At 71.7% G+C, this 5,929-nt stretch carries 4 protein-coding genes; 2 read left to right on the top strand and 2 right to left on the bottom strand.

The genetic code is table 11. The annotated features are described in order from the left end of the window. Window positions 1-11 precede the first annotated feature (11 nt). Window positions 12-3,323, bottom strand: a complete 3,312-nt coding sequence (locus ACFP2V_RS01380; protein WP_381204554.1) for a S8 family peptidase — start codon at window positions 3,321-3,323, stop codon at window positions 12-14. A gap of 412 nt (window positions 3,324-3,735) precedes the next feature. Between ACFP2V_RS01380 and ACFP2V_RS01375 the strand changes: the two genes are divergently transcribed. Together ACFP2V_RS01375 and ACFP2V_RS01370 are read left to right on the top strand one after the other, a co-directional pair. Then, window positions 3,736-4,239, top strand: coding sequence for a hypothetical protein (locus tag ACFP2V_RS01375; protein WP_381204424.1), 504 nt, complete (start codon window positions 3,736-3,738; stop codon window positions 4,237-4,239). After that, entirely contained in the window at window positions 4,209-5,633 is a 1,425-nt protein-coding gene (locus ACFP2V_RS01370) for a hypothetical protein (protein WP_381204423.1), read from the top strand. The genes ACFP2V_RS01375 and ACFP2V_RS01370 overlap by 31 nt, the downstream gene beginning before the upstream one ends. A 13-nt stretch (window positions 5,634-5,646) precedes the next feature. On the opposite strand, the gene ACFP2V_RS01365 is transcribed toward ACFP2V_RS01370, so the two are convergent. Continuing rightward, the coding region (locus ACFP2V_RS01365) for a zinc ribbon domain-containing protein (RefSeq protein ID WP_381204422.1) at window positions 5,647-5,929 on the bottom strand (283 nt) is incomplete at its 5' end.

Below are 5,929 nucleotides of genomic sequence, written 5' to 3'. Positions count from 1 at the left end.
CGGTGGTCGGCTCACTTGCCGTGGTAGGCGTTGTAGATCGAGATCGTCGACGTGTTGCCCTTCTTGTCGGTGATCTTGGCGCGGAAGGAGATCGCCTTCTTCTTCGCGGGGTTCTTGACGGTGATCTTGCCCTTCTTGACGGTGGTCTTCTTCCAGGTCTTTCCGCTGTCGTAGGAGGTCCACACCGTGAGCGACTTGAGGTTCTTGCCCTTGGCCGCGCCCTCGACGGTGACCGGGAAGGTGACCTTCTTGCCCGCCGTGACCTTGCTGTCCAGTCCGGTGACCGCCTGGAAGCGGGCCGAGGAGGCGGGCAGCTGTTTCAGGCCGGAGGTCTTCTTGGAGCGGAAGGTCCAGCTCGCGTCGATGCGGGTGGACGCGGCGGAGACCTTGGCGCTGCGCTTGACCGAGGTCGTCAGCCGGTAGGAGGCGTCGGCGGAGGGCACCTTGAACTCTTTGTCACCGAACAGGGGGTCGTCGTGGGAGCCGACCTTGGTGCCGTTGCGGTACAGGCTGGTGGTGACCGAGGTGAACTTCGAGGAGCCGGGGTTGCCCTTGCCGTCGGCGAACAGCGGGAGGAACCCGAAGATGTCGTTGCCGTCGCGGAAGAGGCCGTAGTTCGAGGTGAGACGCGGCCCGAAGACGGCCGTGTTCACGGTCTTGGAGTACTTCTTGCCGGCCTTGAAGGTGAAGTTGTCACCGAGGATGTAGCCGGCTTCACCGATCGGCCAGCCCTCGGCGTCGACGCCGCCCTGCTGCTCGAAGTCGAGGCCCCACTTCACCCCGCCCGTGGTGGACAGGTACAGGGTGCGGGTGCCGGGCAGGGTCTGCGGAATGCCGATCGCCGAGGCGGAGTAGCTGCCCGGCAGCCAGCCGATGGGGCTGACCACGCCCTTCTTGCCGCTCGCCGCGGCGCCCAGGCCGACCTGCACCGTGGCCAGTTCGGACGCCTTGTAGGTGCGGGTGTAGCCGGTGGCGAGTTGCTTGACCTTGCCGCCGGCGACGGTGCTGTACTGCGCCTTGGTGCCCTTGCGCCAGTGGGCGTCCCACTGCTGGCTCAGCGAGCCGTCGGTGATCTGCGGGCCGAGGTGGGCGGAACGGAAGTTGTCGTACGACTCCAGCCACCAGCCGAAGCCGTAGAGGCCGTTCTTCGTCTCCACGGTGTAGTCGGCCGAGGCGAACTCCGGCTTGGCCGCCTTGTCCGGCACGGTGATCTTCACCGGCTTGGCCTTACGGGCGTCCAGCGTGACCGTGGTCTTCTTGGTGACGCTCAGCTTCGGCTGGGCGAGCCAGTCGGCGCCGCCGAACTTCTCCGGGTCGGAGCCGGCGAACACCGCGGTGTCCACGATGTAGTCGCCCTTGGGCACCCGGATGGTGACGGTGCCGTCGGCGTCGTAGGGCATGAACCACTCGCCGGCCGCCGCGCCGGAGAGGCCGTCCAGGCTGGCGAAGTAGTCGGCGGTCGCCTTGCCGTTGCGGCCGAGGACCTTGAGCGTCACGTCGTAGGACTCGGCCTCCCGCTCCACGCCCGCGGCCGTGCGGACACTCTGGCCGGCACCGGTCGCGACCACGTACGCCGAGTACGCGCCGTCGGTGGTGCCGCCGAGCTTGGTGTCGACGGTGAAGTCGACGGAGGCCGTGCCGCCCGCGGGGACCGTCACCGTGGTGGCGCCCAGGGTGAAGAAGCCGGCCGGGGCCGCCTTGCCCTTGGGGTTGGTGGCGGTGGACGTCAGCTTCAGGGTGACGTCCTTGGTACCGAGGTTGCGGTAGGTCAGCGGCTTGGTGACCGGCTTGTCGTCGGTGTGCGGCCACTGCTGGACGCCGAAGCTCACCGAGACCGGGTCGGCGATCACCGTCTGCTGGATGGCCTTGTCGACCTGGACCCGCCCGGAGCCCTGCTCGAACGGCGTGTACGCGCCGCCCTTGGTGGAGCCGGTGAGCGCGCCCTTCAGCTCCGTGTAGGTCCAGTCGGGGTGCTGCTGCTTCAGGAGCGCGGCCGCGCCCGCGACATGGGGGGTCGCCATCGACGTGCCCGAGATGGACATGTAGCCGGCCGGCTTCTCGCCGACCTCCTTGGCGATGTCGTTGCCCTTCCCCGAGGCGGCCGTGATGTCGACGCCGGGCGCGGTGACGTCCGGCTTGACGGCGCCGTCGCCGATGCGGGGGCCGGTGGAGGAGAAGTCGGCGAGCTTGTCCTTGTCGTCGACGGCGCCCACGGTGAGGGCGGCATCGGCGCTGCCGGGCGAACCGATCGACTTGGGACCGGAGTTGCCCGCGGCGATGGCGAACAGGATGCCCTTGTCCGCGGAGAGCTTGTTGACCGCCGCTTCCAGCGGGTCGATCTCCGCCGTGTCTCCGCCGCCCAGGCTCATGTTGACGACGTCGGCGCCCTGCGCGGCCGCCCACTCCATGCCGGCGAGGATGCCGGAGTCGTCACCGAAGCCGGAGTCGTCGAGGACCTTGCCGTTGAGGATCTTGGCACCGGGGGCGACGCCCTTGTACTTGCCGCCCGCTTTGGCGCCGGTACCGGCCGCGATCGAGGCGACGTGGGTGCCGTGGCCGACCTTGTCGCCGGTGTTCGGCGCGGTGGTGAAGTTCTTGGACGCGGTCACCTGGCCCTTCAGGTCCGGGTGGGTCGCGTCGACACCGGTGTCCAGGACGGCGATCTTCACGCCCTTGCCGTCGTAGCCGGCGGCCCACGCCTTGGGGGTGCCGATCTGCGGGACGGACTTGTCGAGGGCCGCCTTGCGGACGCCGTCGAGCCAGACGTGGGCGATGCCGGACGCGGTCCGGTCGCCGTCGGTGACCGCCTTCCACAGGTCGGGCGTGTCCTCGGGCGGGGTCTGCACGGCGTCCGCGTTCAGGGCGCCGAGGGTCCGGCGGAGCGTGCTCGCGTCGCGGACGTCGGCCTTCGCGGCGGCGGCGCGGCCCTGGTACCCGACGATGACCTTCAGACCGCGCTGCTGGGAGCGCCGGGTGGAGTCCTTGCCGAGTTCGGTGATGTCGAAGAGCCGCCGGTCGAGCCGGCCGCTCGCGATCAGCCGGGCGGCGTCCGCCGGCAGTACGTGGGTGTGACCGCCGGACTTGCGGATCTGGACGGGTATGTGTTCCCGGCCCTTGGCCCGCTCCAGGCCGACGACGCGGCCCTTGGCGTCCACGGCGACCCGGTCGCCGGTGATGAGGGTGATGCGGTGCTTGGCCTTCAGCGAGGACGACGTCTGTGCGGCGGTACCGGCTGCGGTGTCCGCGGCCGTCCGTTCGCCGTTCGCCGACGCCGGGCCGGTCATGCCCGCCACGAGCGCCACGGCGGCTGCCGTGGCGACCATGGCCGCGCCCGTCGCGCGCGCTTTCTTCACTTGTCTGCGCAAGGTTCCCCCTAGCGGATGTGCCGGGCTGATTCCCCATCACCCGGCCGGGGGTGGTCTCGTACGCACGTGCGCACCCCCCGGGTGATGCAGTATGCCGAGCCGTGATCAAGTGCCTCAAGGGGCTGCGGGGGATAACCCCGAGTTGACGGGAATCTGTGACACCACCGCCGGGCTTCCGTTACGGGATCGACGAATTGGGAGCGCGCGGACGGGCGCGTGGGATCCGCGTCCGGCTGCCGGGGCCCGCCTCCCGGGCCCCGCCTCCCGGGACCTGCGCACCGCTCTCGATGTCAGTGGCCGGGGATAGCTTCGATCGTGTTGCGCCGAGATGGCGTGGACATCTGCTTTCGCATGCAGGGGAGATGGTGCGTTGTCCGTCTGGGAGAAGTCGAGCACGGCGCGGGTGGTGCCGCCCGCGAGGCCGCGGAAGCTGTCCAAGGTGCCGTTCGTCGAGCTGGCGGACGGCCGGCTGCAGGGGGTGGTCTCCAGCGGGTCGGACATCGGGCGCGTGTACGTGTCGTCCGTCGCCGCCGGGACCTACGCGTTCGCGTGCAGCACCAACAACAACCGCCCCTGCGGCGGCGCGCGCGGGTGGTTCTGCAACCACATCCGGGCGCTGGTCGACGAGGCCGTGCTGCAGTACGGCGCCGAGCGCGTGGCCCGGTACCTGAAGGCCGAGGTGGCGGACGGTGAGCTCGACGCGGACTCCGTCACCACCGCCATGACGCGCACGCGGCCCGCGCAGGGCGACACCTCGGCCGCGGCGCCCGTGTTCAGCCGGTTCCTGCGGCACCTGGCGTACCTGGAGCTCGCGCCGAGCACCGCGCCGCTGCCCGAGATGCAGTGGTTCCCGACGACGAGGGCGGTGGCCTGATGCGTGCCGATCTGCTGTTCGACCCCGTCGACGGCCTCGACGAGGCCCTCGCGGCCGTGGACGCCTTCGACGCGGCGCTCGTCGCCGGTCTGCTCCGGCCGCAGCCCGACCAGGCCGCCGGTGTGGTGGAGCTGGCCGACGCCGTCGCCGGAACCCCGCTCGCCGCACGCGTCGCCGAGGCGGCCGACAAGACGGTGGCCGGGGCCGCGGGCGAGGACCACTTCGTCGCGCTCGCCGCCGCCCGAGCCGCCCTGCTCGGCTCGGTGCACGACGCGCTGACCGCCCGTGGGACGGAGGCCGTCGGCCGGCCCGTCGCCGGGGAGGCCGACCCGGGCGGGGCCGGCGGCACGGACCACGCCGCGAACCTCCTGGCCGCCGCCCGCAGTTGGCTGGGCGACCTCGCGCGCACCGGCTGGCAGGGCATCGACCACGAGCTGGTCGGCGGCGCCGCGCCCGTCGTCACGGCGATGCTGCCCGACCCGGCGCTGCGCCGGCAGGCCACGCTGCTGGACGGGTTCGCCGCCGAACTCGCCGCGTCCTGCCCGGGGGCCACCCTGGAGCGGATTCCGGTACGCCGGTGGGCGGACCTGTGGTCGCGCGCTCTGCTCCTGACGCTGCCGGGTGCGACCGGCGCCCCCGCTGTGGACACGGTCACCGGCCGACTACTGCCGCTCGGCATCGACGTGCAGGAGCACGCGACCGCCGTACAGGCCCAAGTCCACGCGGTGTTCGAGCCCGCCGGCGGCGGCGCGCCCCGGCTGGTACGAGCCGCCGCGTCCGCCCCGAAGCCCGACACCGTCGTCGGGGCGGGTCTGTGGCAGCTGTTGCGCCCGCACCTGTCCCTGCTGGCCGCGGTGAGCGAGGGCCGGGCGATGGACCTCGACGCCATGCCCGTCACCGCCGAGGGCGACCTGGTCTGGGACGACACGCGCGCCCGCATGGGTGAGCCGGCCGACTCGCTCGCCACCGCGCGCGTGGCCCTGCCCACCGCCGCCGCGGCGGCCACCGCGCCGTTGGACCGGCACCCGGCCCGGATCTCCGTCCCCGTCCTGCTGGAGGGGTACGAGGCGGAGCAGGACGACGACGGGGTGGCGTTCCGGATCGCCGGGCACCGCCTGGCCGTCGACACCGACCGGATACCGGCCGCCGGACCGCTCACCGCCGAGGCCGTCGCCGCGTCCGGCGCGTGCATCGCGCTGCTCCGGTGGGACGCCGGGGAGTTCCACGTCCAGCCGCTGGCCGTGGAGAAGACCGTGCGGAAGAAGGCCGTCGCGGTGCACGCCGGGGCGTGGGCCGGAGGCACCACCGACAAAGCCGGCGTCCGCGCGGAGAAGGCCGCCACCGGCGCCGTCGACGCGCTCCGCGAACGAGCCGGAAGGCTGCTGCGGAATTGACATGCTCCCCCGCCTAAAGGCGGGGGATTCCAGCGGTCGCCCGCTGGGGTTCCTGCTTCATCGACGACTGCCCGCCCGGAGTGCTCCGTTGAGGTCTTACACCGTCTCCACAGGCTGCTGCCGCCAGTCCGGCGGCCAGAAGGTTCTTCGCGGCGTTCACGTCGCGGTCGTGGGTGATGCCGCACCGGCATGTCCAGGTGCGGACATGGAGGGGCATCTTGTTCTGCAAGGCGCCGCAGGCCGAGCACAGCTTGGAGGAGGGGAAGAAGCGGTCGACCGCGATCACTTCCCGGCCG

Origin of the sequence: Streptomyces incanus, assembly GCF_042656345.1 — a bacterium.
Classification (GTDB): Bacteria; Actinomycetota; Actinomycetes; order Streptomycetales; family Streptomycetaceae; genus Streptomyces; species Streptomyces incanus.
The sequence above is the reverse complement of the archived record's forward strand: the minus strand, read 5'-3'. Positions and strand labels throughout refer to the sequence as shown.

Excerpts from the sequence above, each read along its gene's own strand:
- ACFP2V_RS01380 (WP_381204554.1), bottom strand. The coding sequence starts at position 3,323 with ATGGTCGCCACGGCAGCCGCCGTGGCGCTCGTGGCGGGCATGACCGGC.